This window comes from Massilia pseudoviolaceinigra (assembly GCF_030846505.1).
Taxonomy (GTDB): domain Bacteria; phylum Pseudomonadota; class Gammaproteobacteria; order Burkholderiales; family Burkholderiaceae_D; genus Telluria_A; species Telluria_A violaceinigra.
This window is the reverse complement of sequence record NZ_JAVCWL010000011.1, coordinates 1-16,128: the sequence shown is the minus strand read 5'-3', so window position 1 is coordinate 16,128 and position 16,128 is coordinate 1. Positions and strand designations below refer to the sequence as shown.

The following is a 16,128-nucleotide window of genomic DNA, read 5'->3' as shown; positions in this document are numbered from 1 at the left end:
GGTTTATTCCTCGATCTGGTTACTGATGCGCATCGCTTCGGACACCGTGGTGCGGCCCTGCACGGCCAGCTGCACGGCGTGGCGGCGCAAGGTTTCGCCCTGCATCTCGGCGTGCGCCGCTTTCAGGAAGTGGGCCGGATCGGGGTGGTTGGCCGCGTCCACCACGGCGCGCGTCATTTCCAGCAGCTCGTACACGCCGGTCCGGCCGCGGTAACCCATGCCGTTGCAATGCGAACATCCTTTGCCGTGAAAAAACTGGGTGGTCTCGGCATGCTCGTGCAATTCCGCGCGCAGCCACTCGCGTTCGGTTGGCGTGAGCTGGTAAGTGGTGGTGCAACTTTCGCAAATCACCCGTACCAGGCGCTGCGCCAGCACCGCCTGCAGCGAACTGCCGACCATGTAGCGCGGCACACCCATGTCCATCAGGCGCAGCGGGGTGCTGGCGGCATCGTTGGTGTGCAAGGTGGAGAGCACCAGGTGACCCGTCATGGCGGCGCGCAGGCCGATCTGGGCGGTCTCCTGGTCGCGCATCTCGCCGACGAGCACAATGTCGGGATCCTGGCGCAGTGCCGAGCGCAGCACGCGCGCGAACGACAGGTCGATTTTCTCGTTGACCTGGACCTGGTTGATGCCGGCCAGACGGTATTCGACCGGGTCTTCCACCGTGATCAGCTTTTTCTCGACGGAATTGAGTTCCGCCAGCGCGCTGTACAGGGTGGTGGTCTTGCCGCTCCCCGTGGGGCCGGTGACCAGCACCAGGCCGTTGGGGCGCTGCACGATGGCGCGAAATTTTTCCACCAGGCGCGCCGGCATGCCGATCGCGTCCAGCCGCAGGGTGGTGCCGCCCTGGTTCAGCAGCCGCATGACGACCGATTCGCCGTACTGGGTCGGCATGGTCGAAATGCGCACGTCGATGCGCTGCTGCTTGACCTTGACGGCGAAGCGGCCATCCTGCGGCAAGCGCTTTTCGGAGATGTCGAGGTCGGACATGAGTTTCAGGCGCAGCGCCAGCGGCGTGGCGATCTTGATATCGGCCTCGGTCTGCAAGTGCAGCACGCCATCGATGCGGAAACGGATCTGCAGCCGCGTTTCCTGCGGCTCGATGTGGATGTCCGAGGCGCGCACCTGGGTGGCGTCGTCGAACACCGATTGCAGCAGCTTGACGATGGGCGCCTCTTCCAGGTTCGGATTGGCGGCCAGGGTGCCGAAGTCGACGAAAGTGTCGCCCAGATCCTGTTCCAGCTCGCGCGCGAAGTCGGTGATCTCGTCGGTGCGGCGGTAGATGCGGTCGATTGCGGCCAGCACCTCGGTTTCATTGACCACGGCCAGCTCGATATTACGTTTGACCAGGCGCGCGATCTCGTCGTAGGCGAACAGGTCGGTCGGGTCGGACATGCCGATCAGCAGCGCGCCGCGCCGGTCTTCCAGCGCGATGGCGCGGAAACGCCGGGCCTGGGTTTCCGGCAACTGGCGCACGATGTCCGGGTTGGTGTTGTAAAACTTGAGGTTAATGTACGGAATGTCGAGCTGCTTGGCGAGCGCGCCCGAAATCTGTTCCTCGGTCACGAAACCGTTTTCGATGAAGACCCGGCCCAGTTTGCGGCCGGTGCGTTTCTGATCCTGCAACGCCGCACCCAGCTGTTCTTCGGATAACAGGTTTTGCTGGACGAGGATTTCGCCGAGGCGGACTTTTTCTGGGCGTGCCATGAAGACCCTTGTTGGTTTGCTTGTCGAGTGAATAAGACCGTGGCTGCGAGCGCTGGCGTGGACGCAACCAAGCCGATCATCGTTAACCGTAAAACCGTCATTCCCGCGCAGGGCTCGGCGCCCCCGCAGGAATCCAAGTTCGTTTCCCGACTGAGCAGCCAAACTTGGCCCCCTGCCGAGTGCCGCCTTGGCGCGGGAGCGACGGCTCACGCAGAAAGCCGTCGAACTATTCTATTCCAGAAACACTCGTTTTTTACATTCACAATGATTTTGTGTCGTACTAACGTGCAACCATTGTGCAAGCGACACTGAATGCGCTACAGTCGGAGCGTCGCTCCCTGTCCACCTTGCCACCTCTGCCAACATTGCCAACATGAGCACACCCGCGCTGCGCTTTCGCCAGTTAGTCAAACGCTACGCCGGCACCCCGGTGCTGGAAGGCATCGACCTCGACATCGCGGCCGGCGAATGCGTGGGACTGGTGGGGGTGAACGGCGCCGGCAAGACCAGCCTCCTCAAATGCCTGTTCGACTTCGTCTCGTTCGAGTCCGGCAGCATCGAGATCTTCGGCCAAGGCCACCGCCTGGCGCAAGCGCGCCGCCCGCTCGCCTTCCTGCCCGAACGCTTCATGCCGCCCTACTACCTGACCGGCGCCGAATTCCTGAAATACATGGCCAAACTGCACGGCAACGCCTACGACGTCCACGCCGCCCACGCCATGCTCGACGCGCTCGACCTCGACCACGCGGCGCTCTCGATGCCGGTACGCAAGCACTCCAAGGGCATGACCCAGAAACTCGGCCTGGCCGCCTGCTTCCTCGCCGACAAGCAAGCCTACGTGCTGGACGAGCCCATGAGCGGCCTCGACCCGAAAGCGCGCGCCCGCCTGAAAGAGCGCCTGTCGCACGCGCGCAGCCAGGGCGCCACCGTGTTTTTCAGCTCGCACGCACTGGCCGACATCGAAGAACTGTGCGACCGCATGGCCATCCTGCACGGCGGCCAGCTGCGCTTCATCGGCACGCCCGCTGCCTGCCGCGATGCCTACGGCGCGGCAACGCTGGAACAGGCCTTCCTCGCATGCGTGCACTAAACGCCATGTACCACCAGCACTTCGGCCTGCACCAGTCGCCCTTCGGCATCACGCCCAACCCCGCTTTCTTCTACGCCGGCAATACGCGCGGCGAGATCCTCGACGCCCTGCTCTACGCGGTCGAACACGGCGAAGGCATCATCAAGGTCACGGGCGAAGTCGGCAGCGGCAAGACCATGCTGTGCCGCATGCTCGAAAACCAGCTGCCGCCGCACATCGACGTCATCTACCTGGCCAATCCCACCCTGAAAAACACCGAGGTCGCCTACGCCATCGCCGGCGAACTCGAACTGGACGTGACCGGCAAGCGCATCGACGAAGTCACGCGCATGCTGCAGGCCGACCTGATCGCCCGCCACAGCGCCGGCAAGCAGGTCGTGCTGCTGGTCGAGGAAGCCCAGGCCATGCCGCTCGAGACGCTGGAAGAGGTGCGCCTGTTCTCCAACCTGGAAACGGCGCGCCACAAGCTGCTGCAGATCGTGCTGTTCGGCCAGCCCGAGCTCGACGAGCACCTGAACCTGGCCAGCATGCGCCAGTTCAAGGAACGCATCACCCACAACTTCGTGGTGCCGGCCATGCCGCCCGACGTGATTCCCGACTTCCTGGCATTCCGCCTGCATGCGGCCGGCTACAACGGCCCGGCCGTGTTCAGCGCCGCCGCAACCAGACAGATCGCGCGCGTGTCGCAAGGCATCGTGCGCCGTATCAATATCCTGGCGGACAAAGCCCTGATGGCCGCCTACATCGACGAATCCGACCTGGTCGAAGCGCGCCACGCCAAAGCGGCCATCGCCGACTGCGCCTTTGCCGGCAGCGGCCGCCTCACGGGCAGGACACTGGCCCTGGCCGGCCTCGGCGCGGCCATGCTGGCGTTGCTGGGGTGGCTCGTTTCGCGCAGCATCTTCTTCCATTAGACGTGCAGCAATTGCCCCACGCTTACTTTTCCGCCATTATTGTGTCATGGCACTCACGAGCGCACCAATGACCCTCACTACATCCGTTTTCCCCTGGAGTACCGCCGGCACCGCCATCTGTTGCGCCTTGTTGAGCGCGTGTGCCACGCCCACCCTGCCCGGTTCGCCGTCGCACGTGACGCAGGCGCCCCCGGCGGCCGGACGGATTCCCGACCCAGTCATGCACAGCGCGCCGCTGCCGCCCCCCAAAGCCACGCCCAAGGCTGAAACCTACAGCGTCACGGTGCACAAGGTGCCGGTGCAGTCGCTGCTGTTTGCGCTGGCGCGCGACGCCCGCCTGAATGTCGACATTCACCCGGGCATCGAAGGCACGGTGACCCTCAACGCGCTCGACCAGACCCTGCCGCAGTTGCTGACCCGCATTTCGCGCCAGGTGGACATGCGCTACGAAATCGACGGCGCCACCCTGACGGTGCTGCCGGATACGCCGGTGTGGCGTAATTACAAGGTCGATTACGTCAACATGGCGCGCAGCACCAACAGCAGCGTCAACATCGCCACCCAGATTTCGACCACCGGCGGCGGCTCCAGCAGCCCCACGCTGACCAACGCCAACGGCAGCACCAGCGGTGGCGCGGCCGCGTCGGGCGGATCGGGCAATAATAATTCGACCACCTCGGTCACCAACCGCTCGGAAAACAATTTCTGGGGCAGCCTGGAAAAGAATATCCGCGACATGCTGCGCGAAACGACGCTGGGCGACGCGCCAAGCACGATCTCGTCGGCCGCGCCCCCGCCCGCGCCCGGCGCCGCCCCGCCGCAGCCGGGCCAGCCGGCCCAGCCCACGCCGCAAGCCGTGCCCGACAACGTGCTGGCCGCCTTCAACGCCTCGTCCAGCGAGCGCCAGCGCAACGCGCCGTCGGTGATCGTCAACGCCGAAGGCGGCCTGCTGGCGGTGCGCGCAACCGGGCGCCAGCACGAAAAGATCCAGCAATTTCTCGACATCGTGCTCGGCAGCGCCAAGCGCCAGGTGCTGATCGAAGCGACCATCATCGAAGTGCGCCTGTCCGACCAGTACCAGCAGGGCATCAACTGGAGCCGCCTGCACGGCGGGCTGACCCTGACCCAGAAACCGGTCGGCGGCACGCTGCCCGGCTCGAACGTGGCCATCGGCACCACGCCGGGCCTGTTTTCGATCAATTACATCAACCCCACCTCGGCGCTGGGCAACATCACCACCGCGATCCAGCTGCTCGAATCGTTCGGCAAGGTCAAAGTGCTGTCCAGCCCGAAGATCAGCGTGCTGAACAACCAGACCGCGATGCTGAAAGTGGTCGACAACAACGTCTTCTTCACCATCAAGGTCACGCCCGCCGTGATCGGCGTGAACGGCAACGTCACCACGCCCGCCACCTACGAATCGAAGCTCGAAACCGTGCCGGTCGGCTTCGTGATGAGCGTCACGCCCCAGATTGCCGACTCGGACGAAGTCACCCTCAACGTGCGCCCGACGATCACCCGCATCGTCGGCTACGTGACCGACCCCAACCCGGCGCTGGCCGCCGAAAACGTGACCAGCCAGGTGCCGGTGATCCAGGCGCGCGAAGTCGAATCCATCCTCAAGGTCTACAGCGGCGACATTTCCGTGCTGGGCGGGCTGATGCAGGACTCGGTCGACAACGCCAAGGACGCGGTGCCGGGCGCGGGCGTGCTGCCGGTGATCGGCAATTTCTTCTCGTACCGCAATGAGAAAGTCAGCAAGACGGAGCTGGTGATCTTCATCCGGCCGGTGGTGGTGAAGAATGCCAGCATCAACGGCGACTACAAGGATTACCGCTACCTGCTGCCCGACACCAGCGGCGCCGTGTCCGAGCCGTACTCCGAACCCGTGCGCGCAAAGGTGAACTGACCATGAGCCTCCTGATGCAGGCCCTCAAGAAAGCCGAGCGCGCCAAGCAAAACCATGCGCCCGACGAGGAACTGGCCAAGCCGTCCGAAGCCTACGACGAGGTACTGGCGCTGGCGCCGCATGAGCAGGCCGCATCGGCCGAACCGCTGACTCTCTCGCCGCTCGACGCCGCGCCGGCCGCCGCGCGCGCCGAACCGTCCATCGATTTCGCGCCCGAGGCGCCGCGCATGGCCGTTCCGGACCCGCAGGCAGAACCGCCGGCGCCACCGCCACGGCGTGCGCGCAACGCCCCGCCACCGCCGCCACGGGTCAAGGCCCAAAAGCGCGCCATGGCGCGCATGGACGCGCGCACCATCCGCATTGCGGTCCTCGGCAGCATCGCCCTGCTGATCGCCGCCGTGTTCGCCTATATTTACTGGAACGCCGTGTACGGTCCCGGTTCCAGCCGCCACCTGCCGATGGTGCCGATGCCGGGCCAGAACCAGAGCGCCGCGCTAGACCCCGGCGCCGCCGCGCCCGGCGTAGCCGTCATCGCCGCCCAGCCCGGTGCGGACGTCCCCATTCAAGCGGCGCAGCCGGTCCAGCCCTACGTTGCGCAAGCGCCGGCGCCCTCGTCGCGCGACCAGATTCCGCCGGACGAAGCGATGCGCCTGCAGCAGTTGCAGCAGCAGCAACAGCCTCCTGCTCAAGCTGCGCCGCGCCCGTCCACCGCGCGCGCGCCGGCAGCGCCGGCCGACAGCAGCGGCATCCGCGTGGCACGCGTCAGCAAGCCGGAGCAGATCAATCCCTCGCTCCAGAACGGTTTTACGGCCTACAACAATGGCGACCTGCCAGCCGCGCGCCAAAGCTACCAGACCGTGCTGCGGCAAGACGCGAACAACCGCGACGCCCTGCTCGGCATGGCCGCCCTCGCCGCGCGCGACAACCAGGCCGAGCAGGCTGCAAGCATCTACGCGCGCCTGCTCGAGCTCGATCCCCACGACAACGACGCGCTGGCCGGCCTGACCAGCGTGCGCCAGGGCGACCCGGCCCAGTCCGAAGCTCGCCTGCGCCGCGTGGTCGAGCGCAATCCGGAATCGGGCCCGCTGCTGTTCGCCCTGGGCAATCTGTACGCGCGCCAGGGGCGCTGGCCCGAAGCCCAGCAGCATTATTTCCGCGCCTATTCCGCCAGTCCCAACAATGCCGACTATGCCTTCAACCTGGCCATTGGCCTGGACCGCCTGAACCAGGGCAAACTGGCGCTGACCTATTACCAGCGCGCGGTGGAACTGGCGCAGCGCGGCGCCGTCAATTTCGACCGCAACGCGGCCGCCACCCGCGCACGCGAACTGGGCGGGCAATAAGCGCATGTCGGAACATGCAAAATTCCCTCTCGGCAAACTGCTGATCCAGAAAGGGGTCATCAGCGAAGACCAGCTGCGCATCGCGCTGATCGAACAAAAGCGCAGCAGCGAGCCGCTCGGCAAACTCTTGATCACGCTCGGCTTCGTCACCGAAGCGACGGTGCGCGAAGCGCTGTCCGAAAACCTGAACCAGCAAAGCGCCGACCTGACCAGCCTGGTGGTCGACGCCATCGCGTTGAAACTCATCCCGAAGGATGTGGCCAAGCGCTACCGCGTATTCCCGATCGTCTACGAGCGCGACACCGACAACCTGATCCTGGCCATGGCCGACACCAGCAACATCGTCGCGCTGGACCAGATCAGCGCCATGCTGGTCAAGGGCATCACGATCGCGCCGGTGCTGGTGAACGAATCGGACATCGCGCGCGCCATCGACCAGTACTACGGTTTCGAGCTCTCGATCGACGGCATTTTGCTCGAGATTGAAACCGGCGAAGTCAATTACTCCGCCATGGCCGCCACCACCGACGAATACAGCCAGCCGATGGTGCGCCTGATGGACGCGCTGCTGGCCGACGCGGTGCAAAACGGCGCGTCGGACATCCACTTCGAGCCGGAACAGAGTTTTCTGCGCATCCGCTACCGCATCGACGGCATCCTGCGCCAGATCCGCAGCCTGCACAAATCGTACTGGCCGGCGATGGCGGTGCGCCTGAAGGTGATGAGCAATATGAACATCGCCGAATCGCGCGCGCCGCAGGACGGACGCATTTCGATCAAGTTCTCGGGGCGCCAGATCGACTTCCGGGCCTCGGCCCAACCGACCACGCACGGCGAAAATTTTGTCCTGCGCGTGCTCGATCGCCAGAAGGGACTGGTGCCGCTGGACGGCCTGGGACTGGGCGAGGACGAACTGCACCTGCTCAAACTGATGATCGCCCGTCCGCACGGCGTCATTCTCGTCACCGGCCCGACCGGCAGCGGCAAGACCACCACCCTGTACTCGATCCTGAACCACATCAACACCGAGAGCGTGAACATCATGACCTTGGAAGACCCGGTCGAGTACCCGATGAACATGATCCGCCAGACCTCGATCAACGAGTCGGCCAAGATGGGTTTTGCCGACGGCATCCGCTCGATGATGCGCCAGGACCCGGACATCATTCTGGTGGGCGAAGTGCGCGACAAGGAAACCGCCGAAATGGCGTTTTCGGCCGCCATGACCGGCCACCAGGTCTACACGACCCTGCACACCAATTCGGCCATCGGCTCGGTGTCGCGCCTGCTCGACATCGGCATCCTGCCCGACATCATGGCCGGGAACATCATCGGCATCATCGCCCAGCGCCTGGTGCGGCGCCTGTGCCAGGTGTGCAAGACCGAATCGCTTGCCGACGCGATGGAGCGCCGTTTGCTTGGCCTCTCGGCCGAGGACCCGGCCGCCACCATCTGCCAGGCGGCCGGCTGCGAAGCCTGCGGCCACCAGGGCTACAAGGGCCGCATGGCGATCATGGAACTGCTCAAGATGAACGCCGACATCGACGAAGCCATCGCCCGCCGCGCCTCGCTGCGCGAGCTGAAAGACACCGCGCGCGCCGCCGGTTTTCGCTCGCTGGTCGACGACGGCATGCGCCGCGTGCTGGAGGGCGCCACCTCGCTCGACGAAGTGGCGCGCGTGGTCGACCTGACCGACAGGCTGGCCTGATGCCGCTGTACGCCTACCGCGCGATGGACCTGGCCGGCCAGATGGTGCCCGGCGCGATGGACGCGACCAACAGCGCCGACCTGGAACTGCGCCTGCGCCGCATGGAGCTCGACCTGATCGACTTCCGCGTGGCCGGACAAAAAGCGGTCGCCTTCGGCAAGCGCGTGGTGCGGCGCGCGGACCTGATTAACTTCTGCTTCCACATGGAGCAGCTCACCGCCGCCGGCGTGCCGATCCTGGAAGGCCTGGGCGACCTGCGCGACTCCACCGACCACCCGCGCTTTCGCGAAATCGTCACCGACCTGATCGAGTCGATCGAAGGCGGCCTGACCCTGTCCGAAGCGCTGCGCCACCATGACGAAGTGTTCGACAACACCTTCACCAGCCTCATTACCGCCGGCGAATCGAGCGGCAAACTGGCCGAGGTATTCCGCAACCTGTCCGAGAGCCTGAAATGGCAGGACGAACTGGCCGCCCAGACCAAGAAAATCATCACCTACCCGATCGTGGTCGCGGTCGTGGTGCTGGGCGTGACCTTCTTCCTGATGATCGTGCTGGTGCCGCAACTGACCTCGTTCATCAAGAACATGGGCGGCGAGCTGCCGTTTCATACCAGGGCGCTGATCGCCGTCTCGAATGTCTTCATCCACTACTGGTATATCTTGCTCGCCTTGCCGCTGCTGGCCTGGTTCGGCGCACGCGCATGGCTGCGCCGCAGCGACAGCGCGCGCATGCTGGCCGACGGCCTGAAACTGCGCCTGCCCCTGATCGGGCCCGTGCTGCACAAGATCATCCTGGCGCGCTTCGCCACCTTTTTCGGTCTGATGTACGGCTCCGGCATCACCATCCTCGAATGCATCCGCCTGTCCGAAGGCATCGTCGCCAACCGCGTGGTGGCGGCCGGCCTGCAGCGCGCCGCGCAATTGATCTCGGACGGCCAGAGCGTCACGCTGGCGTTCCAGAACAGCGGCATCTTCCCGCCGCTGGTGCTGCGCATGCTGCGCGTGGGCGAGGCCACCGGCTCGCTCGACAACGCCCTGCGCAACGTCAGCTACTTCTATAATCGCGAAGTGAAGGAAATGATCGAGCGCGTGCAATCGCTCATCGAACCGGCCATGACGGTCACGCTCGGCCTGCTGCTGGGATGGATCATGCTGTCCGTGCTGGGACCGATCTACGACACCATGAGCCAGTTGAAAACGTAAGGATGGCAGTGCTGCCCAAACAATTATTCTATGTGACGAACGACCGGCTGTGCGCCTTCGACTGGCGCGCCGGGGCGCTTGCGCCCGGGCCCTGCTTTTTGGCCGACCGTGACGGCATGGACGCCTTCGCGCGCTACCTCGATGGCGCGCAAGGCACACGCGCCTGCCTCGTGGCCGACCTGGTCGAAGAAGACTTCCAGCGCTGCCTGCTGCCGCACGTGGGCGGCCGCGCCGGGCGCACCCTGGTCGAACGGCGCCTCTCGCACGCCTTTCGCGACACGCCGTTCCGCCACGCCGACATCCAGGACCGCGACAGCGAAGGCCGGCGCGACGACCACACCGTGTTCTCGGCCCTGACCAACGCCGCCATGGTGCAGCCATGGGTAGCCGTGATGGAGCAGAACAAAATCCCGCTGGCCGGCCTGTACTCGGCCGCCCACCTGTCGGCGCGGCTGGTGCGGTGCATGGGCATCGCCCAGAACCATCTGCTGCTGATCGCCGAACAGGGCGGCGGCCTGCGCCAGAGCTATTTCCAGGGCCCGTACCTGAAGTTCAGCCGCCTGACGGTGCTGGCCGCGCACGACGATGTCATCGACGCCACTGCGTTAGAGACGGCCAAGATGCAGCAGTTCCTGACCAGCACCCGCCTGCTGGGACGGGGCGACATGCTGCACGTGGTGGTGCTCGCGCCCTCGGCGCGCGTGGCGGCGCTGGAACAGCGCTGCGAAGACGATCAGGAACTCGCCTACCACTTCATCGACATCGACAGCGCCTGCGCGCGCCTCAAACTGGCCGGCGACGTGGACACGGCCGAACAGCTTTTGCTTGGCCTGCTGGGCCGCGACTCCCCGCCCAGCCAGTACCCGCCTGGCGCGGCCGGCCGCTTTTACCAGATCTGGCGCGCGCGCCTGGCGCTCAACTGCACAAGTGCCGCGATCGCCGCCGTCGGCGCCGTCTGGCTGCTCGCCAGCGTGTGGGGCAGCGTGCTCGATGGCCAGGAAGCCACGCGCCTGCTGGCCGAGGCGGCGCAGCACGATGCGCGCTACCGCGCCATCATGGCGAGCTTGCCGCCCACGGCTGCGCGCAGCGCCAACATGAAGGCCGCGGTGCAGCTCGACCGCCTGCTCGGCGCCACCGCCCCCGCCCCGGCGCCGCTGGTGGCGCTGGTGAGCCGCTCGCTGGAACGCGCACCCGCGATCCGCCTGCTGGCGCTCGACTGGCAGGTGCAGCAGCCGGCGCTGGCCCAGACTGGCGCCGGCGCCAGCCTGGTCGCGCCAGCGACCAGCGACACCACCGACCCGATCGCGGCCAGCGTGGTCGGCCTGCCGTCGGCGCCGGTGCAGGTGCTGCGCATCGATGGCGAAATCGAGGTCGGCCCATCGGACTACCGCGCCATTGTCGACAGCGTGAACCAGTTCGCGCTCGACATGGCCGGCAATCCCGGCGTGGCGGTGCACATCGTCGAAGCACCGCTCGATGTGCGCCAGAGCGTCAAGTTAAGCGGCAAGACCGACGCTGGCGACAGCGGCGTCAAGCCCCGCTTCGTCATCAACGTGACATGGAAACCATGATGGCCAAGCCGAACGTCCTGCGCGCCAAGCCGGCCGACGCCAGCGTACCCACCTGGCGCGACGAACTCGGCATGATCGCGGCGAGCGCCAAGCTGTGCGCCGGCGTGCTGGGCGCCGCCGTGCTGCTGGTGGGCGCGGCCACCTGGTACGGCGCGCAAAAGGCGGCATCGCTGGCGCAGGCGGCCCAGGTGCGTGGCGCGGCGGCCAGCCGTTTCCAGAATGTGGAATCCGAAAAACAGGACATCGCCATCTACCAGCCACGCTTCATGGAACTGCAGGCGGGCGGCCTGATTGGCGACGAAAACCGGCTGGCCTGGATCGAGACGATCAAATCGATCCAGGGCACGCGCAAGCTGGTCTCGGCCAGCTACGACATCGAACCGCAGCAGGCGCTTGCCTTCAGTGCCCCGATGGCCCTGGGCGACTACCAGCTGCGCGGCAGCCGCATGCGCGTCGAACTCGGGCTGGTGCACGAACTGGACCTGTTCCACTTCATCGACGACCTGCGCGGCGCCGGGCGCTTCACGGTCCAGGACTGCAAGCTGAAACGCACCGACGTACCGGCCGAAGCGATTGGGGTGGCGCGCCTGACCGCCAACTGCACCCTGGTCTGGCTGACGCTCGGCGCCACGCCGCAGCAGAATGCGTCCGCGCCCGCGAAGGGATGGCCATGAAATCCGCCGCTACCGCATGCGTGCTGCTCTTCGCCGCCCTCACCGCCCAGGCCCAGACGGCGCCGATGGGGCGCCTGTTTACGACACCGGGCGAACGCCACCAGCTCGACGTCCAGCGCGGCCTGGTCGCCGCACCGCCAGTGCCGGTGGTGGAAGCGGTGCCCGTGCCGCAGCCGCTGACCGTGAACGGCTTCGTGCGGCGCAGCAGCGGCAAGTCCACCGTGTGGGTGAATAACGAGGTGCAGGAAGGCGCGCGCAACCGCTTCAGCGGGCCGGCGCAAGCGCCGCGCGTGACGCTGACGCTGCCCTCGGGCCAGAAGGTCGTACTCAAACCCGGGCAAAGCGTGGACATGAACGCCGGCACCGTCACCGACGTCGACAAGCCATGACGCGCGCGCAGCAGGGATTCAGCCTGGTCGAAATGGCGGTGGTACTGGTGATCGTCGGGCTGATGATCGGTGGGTTACTGACCCCGCTGGCGGTGCAGATGGAACAGCGCAAGATCAGCGACACCCAGAAAACCATGGACGAAGCGCGCGAAGCGCTGATGGGTTTCGCGCTGCGCAACGGCTACCTGCCCTGCCCCGCCGTCTCGCCGGTCAACGGCCTGGAAGACCGCAACGGGGCCACCTGCCGCGACGGCAAGCGCCAGGGCGTGCTGCCGTGGGCCACGCTGGGTATGCCCAAGCTCGATAGCTGGGGACGCGCGTTCCACTACAGCGTCACTCCGGCGTACAGCAACAGCCAGACCATGTTCACGCTGCAGACCGCGCGCGACATCACCATCGGCACGCGCGATGCGCGCGGCAATCTGGTGGCGGCGACCGGCATCAACGACATTCCGGCGGTGATCGTCTCGCACGGGAAAAACGGCGCCGGCGGCTTTGGCGACACGGGAGTGCGCAGCCTCGATACGAGCAGCACCAACGTCGACGAACGCACCAACGCCGGCAGCGCCGGCATCGCCTTCGTTGCGCGCACGCCGAGCGGGAGCCCAACCGCGCCGGGCGGCGAGTACGACGACCTGGTGATCTGGCTCTCGCCGAATGTGCTGTTCAACCGCATGGTTGCCGCCGGAACGCTGCCGCGCTAGGCCATGCTGGGACCCATCCTTACGATTGCCTCATACACCTTGCTCGAAGCGCTGCGCAACCGCATCGCCTGGGTGCTGGGCGGCCTGGCCGTCGGCGCGGTCGCGCTGGGCGGCTTCGTGGGCCAGCTGGCGCTGACCGAAAGCGGCTCGCTGCAAGCGGCTCTGCTGGCCGCCCTGCTGCGGGTGTGCTGCGTGCTGCTCATGGCAGGTTTTGTAGCCACCAGCGTGGTGCGCGAGGCGGCCGACAAGGGCCAGGAACTGCTGCTCGCCCTGGCGATACCGCGCGCCGCCTACGTGCTGGGCAAGCTGGCCGGATTCGGTCTGGTGGCGCTGCTGCCGGCGCTGCTGTTCGGGGCGATGGCATTGATGCTCGCGCCGCCAGCCTGGTGCGCCGCGTGGGCGGTCTCGCTGTGGTGCGAACTGTGGATCGTCGCCGCGTTCTGCCTGCTGTGCGTGCTCACGCTCGGGCAGGTCATGGCCGCGCTGGCGGCAACGCTGGCGTTCTATCTGCTGGCGCGGGCGATCGGCAGCCTGCAAGCCATGGCGCAGGATGCGGCGCAGCTGCCGCGCATGATCGTCGACGCGCTGGCGGCCGTGCTGCCGCACCTGGACCAGTTCACGCGCAGCGAATGGCTGGTGTATGGCGGCGCGCAACTCGCGCCCCTGCTGGCGCAGGGCGCGATCTATGTCACCTTGCTGGGGGCCGCCGCGCTGTTCGATTTTTACCGCAAGGACCTGTGATGGCGCGCGTGCCGCTGTCGGTGACGCTGCTGCTGGTGGCCGCGCTCGCGCTCCAGGTGGGCTACCGGGCCGTGCGCGCGCAGCAGCCCCCGACTGCGGCCGGACTGGGCCCAGCGCCGCCGCTGGCCGTGCTGCGCCTGGCCAGCCTTGGCGAACCGGTGGCGCTGGCCAGGGCCATGACCCTGTACGTGCAAGGGCAGGACGAGGCGGCCACGCCGCTGGGCACCATCGATTACAGCGCCTTGCGCACCTGGCTGGAGCGCATCGTCGACCTCGACCCGCGCGGCCAGGCGCCGCTGCTGGCGGCGAGCCAGGTGTACAGCGCCAGCGCCGACCCGGCGCGCACCCGCATCATGCTCGATTTCGTCCACCAGCGTTTTGGCGAAGACCCGGACCGGCGCTGGCCGTGGCTGGCGCATGCGGCGCTGGTGGCGCGCCACCGGCTGCACGATCCCGCGCTGGCGCGCCAGTATGCGCACGCGATCCGCACCCGTGCGACAAGCGCGGTTCTGCCAGCGTGGGCGCGCCAGATGGAGCTGTTCATCCTCGACGACATGGGCGAGGACGAGAGTGCAAAGACGCTGATCGGCGCCATGCTGGCCAGCGGCCAGGTCAGCGATCCGCGCGAGCTGGCGTTGTTGGAACGGCGCCTGCACAACATTTCGGCGCGCCAGCGCCGGGCCCATCCTTGATACGCTAGAATAATACGCAGCTGCCGTCACAACAGAGAGAGCCCCATGCAACGACAACAAGGATTCACCCTCGTCGAAATCGCCATCGTGCTGGTGATCATCGGCCTGCTGCTGGGCGGCGTGCTCAAGGGACAGGGGCTGATCGACAGCGCCAAGGTCAAGAACATCATCCAGCAGTCGAACTCGCTGTCGGCGGCGGTGAACGCCTACCAGGACAAATTCCGCGCCCTGCCCGGCGACGACGTGCTGGCCACCACCCACGTGGCCGGCGCCACGGCCAACGGCAACGGCGACGGCCAGATCACCGAATACCTGTCGGCGCCGCAACACCTGGCGCTGTCCGGCTTCATCACCGGCGCCTACAACGGCACCACCGATTTCATGACCAGCGCCCAGGGCGGCGCGGTCTACATCTACAACGATGCGGTGGGCGGGCGCAGCGGCAATGGCTTGCGCTTCGACAACCTCCCCGACTCCTTCGCCCAGCAGCTCGACAGCAAGCTCGACGATGGCGTCGCCACCACCGGCGCCGTGCGCGCGACCGCCCCGTACACCAACACCGGCGGCATCGTCACCCGCACCGCCCTGTTTTTCTGAACCGACCACAAGAACCCATGCTTCCTACTTCCCAGCGCCGGCGCATCTTCCTGATGCGCCATGGCAGCGTTACCTATTTCGATGCCGCAGGCAAACCCTTTCTTCCCGAAACCGTACCGCTCAACGAACAGGGCTGCGCTCAAGCACGTGCCGCCGGACAAGCCTTCGCCGCCGAAGGCATCCAGTTCGACCGTGTGATCGTCTCCGGCCTGCCGCGCACGGTGGAAACGGCGACCCGCGTGCTGGGCGCGACCGGCCAGGGGATCGACATCGAGATCTGGCCCGAGTTTGAAGAAATCCGCGGCGGGCGCCTGTCGACGATTGCCGACGCCGACCTCAAGGACGCGTTTACCGGTGCGTTTGAAGGCATGGTGGGCGAAGACAAGCGCTTCCTGGGAGGCGAATCGGTGGGGCAGCTGATGGACCGCATCCACCCGGCGGTCACGCGCTTGCGGGCCCAGGACGACTGGGACACGGCCTTGCTGGTGCTCCATGGCGGCGTGAACTGCGCGATTTTATCGTTGGCGCTGACGGGGCAGCGCATGTTTCTTGGTGGGCTGTCGCAAACGGCCGGCTGCATCAACGCGCTCGACGTTGGCGACGACGAGGCCGACTGGGTAGTACGCTTCGTCAACTACTCCCCGCCCGCACCGCTGCAAACCGACACCCGCAGCACCACGATGGAACAGCTGTACGAGCAATACCGCCTCTCGCGCTGACCGTCCCCCAACATTATTTCTGAACCGGGGTCAGAGCTCTGACTCGAAACGTTTCTTAATTGAGCTCTGACCCCGGTTGTAGGAGTTACGGAAAATTAGGCACGAGACTGTTAGGAAATCGCTTCATCGATCGGTCGTAGCGGTGAGTCTCCAGCGCTGCCAAGG

15 protein-coding genes are annotated in these 16,128 nt (G+C 66.3%); 14 read left to right on the top strand and 1 reads right to left on the bottom strand.

What is annotated here, in order from left to right:
* Positions 1-3 precede the first annotated feature (3 nt).
* Positions 4-1,707, bottom strand: coding sequence for a GspE/PulE family protein (locus RBA40_RS12460; RefSeq protein ID WP_306648183.1), 1,704 nt, complete (start codon positions 1,705-1,707; stop codon positions 4-6).
* 373 nt (positions 1,708-2,080) lie between these two features.
* On the opposite strand from RBA40_RS12460, the gene RBA40_RS12455 reads away from it, so the two are divergent.
* The 14 genes from RBA40_RS12455 (at position 2,081) to RBA40_RS12390 (ending at position 15,963) form a co-directional block, all read left to right on the top strand.
* Positions 2,081-2,797: an ABC transporter ATP-binding protein gene (locus RBA40_RS12455; protein ID WP_306648182.1), complete on the top strand. Its 717-nt coding sequence runs from the start codon at positions 2,081-2,083 to the stop codon at positions 2,795-2,797.
* Positions 2,785-3,711 (top strand): ExeA family protein, encoded by a 927-nt coding sequence (locus tag RBA40_RS12450; protein ID WP_306648181.1) that lies wholly within the window; start codon positions 2,785-2,787, stop codon positions 3,709-3,711. Before RBA40_RS12455 ends, RBA40_RS12450 begins: the two co-directional genes overlap by 13 nt.
* 67 nt (positions 3,712-3,778) lie before the next feature.
* Positions 3,779-5,620: a type II secretion system protein GspD gene (locus RBA40_RS12445; RefSeq protein ID WP_306648180.1), complete on the top strand. Its 1,842-nt coding sequence runs from the start codon at positions 3,779-3,781 to the stop codon at positions 5,618-5,620.
* 2 nt (positions 5,621-5,622) lie between these two features.
* Entirely contained in the window at positions 5,623-6,963 is a 1,341-nt protein-coding gene (locus RBA40_RS12440; RefSeq protein WP_306648179.1) for a tetratricopeptide repeat protein, read from the top strand.
* Between the two features lie 4 nt (positions 6,964-6,967).
* Entirely contained in the window at positions 6,968-8,671 is a 1,704-nt protein-coding gene (locus tag RBA40_RS12435; protein ID WP_306648178.1) for a GspE/PulE family protein, read from the top strand.
* Positions 8,671-9,876, top strand: coding sequence for a type II secretion system F family protein (locus RBA40_RS12430; protein ID WP_306648177.1), 1,206 nt, complete (start codon positions 8,671-8,673; stop codon positions 9,874-9,876). The genes RBA40_RS12435 and RBA40_RS12430 overlap by 1 nt, the downstream gene beginning before the upstream one ends.
* A gap of 2 nt (positions 9,877-9,878) precedes the next feature.
* A complete protein-coding gene (locus tag RBA40_RS12425; RefSeq protein ID WP_306648176.1) occupies positions 9,879-11,447 on the top strand; it encodes a hypothetical protein in 1,569 nt (522 codons plus the stop codon).
* Positions 11,435-12,121 (top strand): hypothetical protein, encoded by a 687-nt coding sequence (locus RBA40_RS12420; RefSeq protein ID WP_306648175.1) that lies wholly within the window; start codon positions 11,435-11,437, stop codon positions 12,119-12,121. Before RBA40_RS12425 ends, RBA40_RS12420 begins: the two co-directional genes overlap by 13 nt.
* The gene (locus RBA40_RS12415) at positions 12,118-12,510 is read left to right on the top strand and encodes a hypothetical protein (protein WP_306648174.1); all 393 of its coding nucleotides are present in this window, start codon (positions 12,118-12,120) and stop codon (positions 12,508-12,510) included. The genes RBA40_RS12420 and RBA40_RS12415 overlap by 4 nt, the downstream gene beginning before the upstream one ends.
* Complete coding sequence (locus tag RBA40_RS12410; RefSeq protein ID WP_306648173.1) at positions 12,507-13,214, top strand: type II secretion system protein; 708 nt, start codon at positions 12,507-12,509, stop codon at positions 13,212-13,214. The genes RBA40_RS12415 and RBA40_RS12410 overlap by 4 nt, the downstream gene beginning before the upstream one ends.
* Before the next feature lie 3 nt (positions 13,215-13,217).
* Complete coding sequence (locus RBA40_RS12405) at positions 13,218-13,955, top strand: ABC transporter permease (protein ID WP_306648172.1); 738 nt, start codon at positions 13,218-13,220, stop codon at positions 13,953-13,955.
* Positions 13,955-14,647, top strand: coding sequence for a hypothetical protein (locus RBA40_RS12400; protein ID WP_306648171.1), 693 nt, complete (start codon positions 13,955-13,957; stop codon positions 14,645-14,647). Before RBA40_RS12405 ends, RBA40_RS12400 begins: the two co-directional genes overlap by 1 nt.
* Positions 14,648-14,692: 45 nt before the next feature.
* On the top strand, positions 14,693-15,244 hold the full coding sequence (locus RBA40_RS12395) for a prepilin-type N-terminal cleavage/methylation domain-containing protein (RefSeq protein WP_306648170.1): 552 nt from the start codon (positions 14,693-14,695) through the stop codon (positions 15,242-15,244).
* Positions 15,245-15,261: 17 nt separating this feature from the next.
* Positions 15,262-15,963 carry a histidine phosphatase family protein gene (locus RBA40_RS12390; RefSeq protein ID WP_306648169.1) on the top strand — a complete coding sequence of 234 codons (702 nt, stop codon included), beginning with the start codon at positions 15,262-15,264 and terminating at the stop codon, positions 15,961-15,963.
* Positions 15,964-16,128 lie beyond the last annotated feature (165 nt).

Excerpts from the sequence above, each read along its gene's own strand:
- RBA40_RS12390 (WP_306648169.1), top strand. The coding sequence starts at position 15,262 with ATGCTTCCTACTTCCCAGCGCCGGCGCATCTTCCTGATGCGCCATGGC.
- RBA40_RS12425 (WP_306648176.1), top strand. The coding sequence starts at position 9,879 with ATGGCAGTGCTGCCCAAACAATTATTCTATGTGACGAACGACCGGCTG.
- RBA40_RS12450 (WP_306648181.1), top strand. The coding sequence starts at position 2,785 with ATGCGTGCACTAAACGCCATGTACCACCAGCACTTCGGCCTGCACCAG.
- RBA40_RS12415 (WP_306648174.1), top strand. The coding sequence starts at position 12,118 with ATGAAATCCGCCGCTACCGCATGCGTGCTGCTCTTCGCCGCCCTCACC.
- RBA40_RS12410 (WP_306648173.1), top strand. The coding sequence starts at position 12,507 with ATGACGCGCGCGCAGCAGGGATTCAGCCTGGTCGAAATGGCGGTGGTA.
- RBA40_RS12405 (WP_306648172.1), top strand. The coding sequence starts at position 13,218 with ATGCTGGGACCCATCCTTACGATTGCCTCATACACCTTGCTCGAAGCG.
- RBA40_RS12400 (WP_306648171.1), top strand. The coding sequence starts at position 13,955 with ATGGCGCGCGTGCCGCTGTCGGTGACGCTGCTGCTGGTGGCCGCGCTC.
- RBA40_RS12430 (WP_306648177.1), top strand. The coding sequence starts at position 8,671 with ATGCCGCTGTACGCCTACCGCGCGATGGACCTGGCCGGCCAGATGGTG.
- RBA40_RS12395 (WP_306648170.1), top strand. The coding sequence starts at position 14,693 with ATGCAACGACAACAAGGATTCACCCTCGTCGAAATCGCCATCGTGCTG.
- RBA40_RS12445 (WP_306648180.1), top strand. The coding sequence starts at position 3,779 with ATGACCCTCACTACATCCGTTTTCCCCTGGAGTACCGCCGGCACCGCC.
- RBA40_RS12440 (WP_306648179.1), top strand. The coding sequence starts at position 5,623 with ATGAGCCTCCTGATGCAGGCCCTCAAGAAAGCCGAGCGCGCCAAGCAA.
- RBA40_RS12455 (WP_306648182.1), top strand. The coding sequence starts at position 2,081 with ATGAGCACACCCGCGCTGCGCTTTCGCCAGTTAGTCAAACGCTACGCC.
- RBA40_RS12460 (WP_306648183.1), bottom strand. The coding sequence starts at position 1,707 with ATGGCACGCCCAGAAAAAGTCCGCCTCGGCGAAATCCTCGTCCAGCAA.
- RBA40_RS12420 (WP_306648175.1), top strand. The coding sequence starts at position 11,435 with ATGGAAACCATGATGGCCAAGCCGAACGTCCTGCGCGCCAAGCCGGCC.
- RBA40_RS12435 (WP_306648178.1), top strand. The coding sequence starts at position 6,968 with ATGTCGGAACATGCAAAATTCCCTCTCGGCAAACTGCTGATCCAGAAA.